This is a genomic window from Sphaerospermopsis reniformis, from assembly GCF_005402885.1.
Taxonomy (GTDB): Bacteria; Cyanobacteriota; Cyanobacteriia; order Cyanobacteriales; family Nostocaceae; genus Sphaerospermopsis; species Sphaerospermopsis kisseleviana.
The window spans coordinates 1-2,446 of the sequence record NZ_BJCE01000427.1 but is presented as its reverse complement, the minus strand read 5'-3'; the positions used below and the strand labels follow the sequence as shown (position 1 = coordinate 2,446).

The window sequence follows — 2,446 nt, the reverse complement described above, 5'->3', positions numbered from 1 at the left end:
AATAGTCTTAATTCAATACTTGATATCGTAGGATTATATATCAAGTGGGCGATTTTCTTAACTCACTTATGTCAATGCTTGTCAACATAAGTATAGTTTTGTCTATCAAATAGTCAGCTTAGGACTAGCTCTTAAAATTCTAGCGATGTTAGGTAACAAGGTGCTATGTAAGGAGGCAGTCCCCAGTCACCAACGATGCACTGAGCTTGTCGAAGTGTCCCCAGTCACCAGTCCCCAGTCCCCAGTCACCAGTCCCCAGTCCCCAGTCACCATCTCCCTGTTCCCTTCTTTGCCAGAGGAAATGGTCATCAGTTGTTAAAATAGTGAAGCCCCAAATTCTTGTTGGTGGTGATACTCCATAGATATTTACATATATTTACTTTAACTGTTAACTGTTCACTGTTAACTGCCTATTCTTTATGCCTTACGAACCCCTACACCATAAGTATCGCCCCAAGAGTTTTGCTGAACTAGTGGGACAAGAGGCGATCGCTACTACCCTCACCAATGCCATTAATTCGGCAAAAATCGCCCCTGCCTATTTATTCACTGGTCCTAGAGGTACGGGGAAAACTTCCAGCGCCCGGATTTTGGCTAAGTCTTTAAATTGTCTTAAAAGTAACAATCCCACTGCTGAACCCTGTGGAGTGTGTGATATTTGTCAAGGCATTACCAAAGGCTATTCTTTGGATGTAATTGAAATTGACGCTGCTAGTAATACTGGTGTTGATAATATCCGGGAATTGATAGAAAAAGCGCAGTTTGCTCCGGTGCAGTGTCGCTATAAGGTTTATGTGATAGATGAATGTCATATGTTAAGTACCGCTGCGTTTAATGCGTTACTTAAAACCCTGGAAGAACCACCTAAGCACGTAGTTTTTGTTTTAGCGACAACTGACCCCCAGCGAGTATTACCAACAATTATTTCCCGCTGTCAAAGGTTCGATTTTCGGCGGATTCAGTTAGAAGCGATGGTTAGACATTTAAGTAAAATTGCTAATAACGAAAGTATTAATATTTCTCAAGATGCTATTACATTGGTAGCCCAACTTTCACAGGGTGGTTTGCGGGATGCAGAAAGTTTATTAGATCAATTAGCTTTGTTACCAGGGGAAGTATCACCGGATCAGGTTTGGGACTTGGTGGGTTCAGTGAGTGAAAAAGATTTGCTGGTTTTATTAGAGGCGATCGCTCAAGATAACTCAGAAATAGTATTAGATTCTACCCGCAAAATCCTAGATCGAGGACGTGAACCCTTAATCATTCTCCAAAATTTAGCCGCTTTTTATCGAGATTTACTTATAGCCAAAACCGCCCCAACTCGACAAGATTTAGTTGCTTGTACTCAACAAACTTGGACTTTATTAGTTAACTTTGCCCACAGGTTAGATATAACCACAATTCTGCGGGGACAGCAACATTTAAGAACAGCCGAAGTACAACTCAAAAATACTACTCAACCCCGTTTGTGGTTAGAAGTCACATTACTGGGTTTATTACCTAGTGCAAATATTCAGGTACAAGCGCCTAGTATCCCCCAAGCAGCAAATACATCTGCTGTATCTGCACCACCACCGGCTTATACTCAACCAAATTACCATTCTCCAGTCTCTGCACCTGCACCAGCTTATCATCAACCAAATCATCAACCAAATCAAAATTCAGCACCTAACACAGCACCTCACACGATATCCACACCAGCAGCAGAACCTGTTTATACACCTCCTGCACCTGAGACAACACCCACAGCACCCCCACAGGAAGTAGTAGCGGGATCGGAGTATGATTTAAATCAGATTTGGCATCAAGTCCGTAATAACATCCAACAGTTACCACCACGAACTTTACTAGGTCAAATGTGCCAATTAATCGAGTTAAATGATGTCATAGCTCGTGTTGCTGTACAACCTAAATGGTATGACAAAGTTAAATCTTATTTACCTATCATTACAACTGCTTTTCACCACACTTTTCAACGTGACATCCAAGTAAGTTTGGAAAAAGCAACTTCATCTACTTCTGCCACAGCTAAAAAAAATTCGCCTCCACAAGATTCTACTAGTGTTCAGCAACTACCGACAACCCCTATTTATAATCAACCTCCACCTACATCACAACCCGCACCACCACCACCTCCACCTACACCGAAAATTGAGCCTGTAGTTACGAATACAGCTTCAGTAGATAATTCTGCACCCCCACTAACTCCAACACCCATATCACCAACACCCATATCACCAACACCCATATCACCAATCACCAATCACCAATCACCAATCACCAATCACCAATCACCAATCACCAATCACCAATCACCAAATTTTGGTGAGGATGCGGAAATCAAATCTCCGCAGTTTATGGAAGTTTAATTATTTGTCTGAATCAGGATATCCAGGATTTCAGGATTTACAGGATGTGGGTTGGCATTAAAGATTCTAACAAGATT

2 protein-coding genes are annotated in these 2,446 nt (G+C 41.7%); both read left to right on the top strand.

Annotated features, from left to right (window positions below):
- Positions 1-145 precede the first annotated feature (145 nt).
- Positions 146-319: a hypothetical protein gene (locus FFR48_RS27250; RefSeq protein WP_162501987.1), complete on the top strand. Its 174-nt coding sequence runs from the start codon at positions 146-148 to the stop codon at positions 317-319.
- A 100-nt stretch (positions 320-419) separates the two neighbouring features.
- On the top strand, positions 420-2,369 hold the full coding sequence (locus tag FFR48_RS27245) for a DNA polymerase III subunit gamma/tau (RefSeq protein WP_137669511.1): 1,950 nt from the start codon (positions 420-422) through the stop codon (positions 2,367-2,369).
- The last annotated feature ends 77 nt before the right edge of the window (positions 2,370-2,446 follow it).

Excerpts from the sequence above, each read along its gene's own strand:
- FFR48_RS27245 (WP_137669511.1), top strand. The coding sequence starts at position 420 with ATGCCTTACGAACCCCTACACCATAAGTATCGCCCCAAGAGTTTTGCT.
- FFR48_RS27250 (WP_162501987.1), top strand. The coding sequence starts at position 146 with ATGTTAGGTAACAAGGTGCTATGTAAGGAGGCAGTCCCCAGTCACCAA.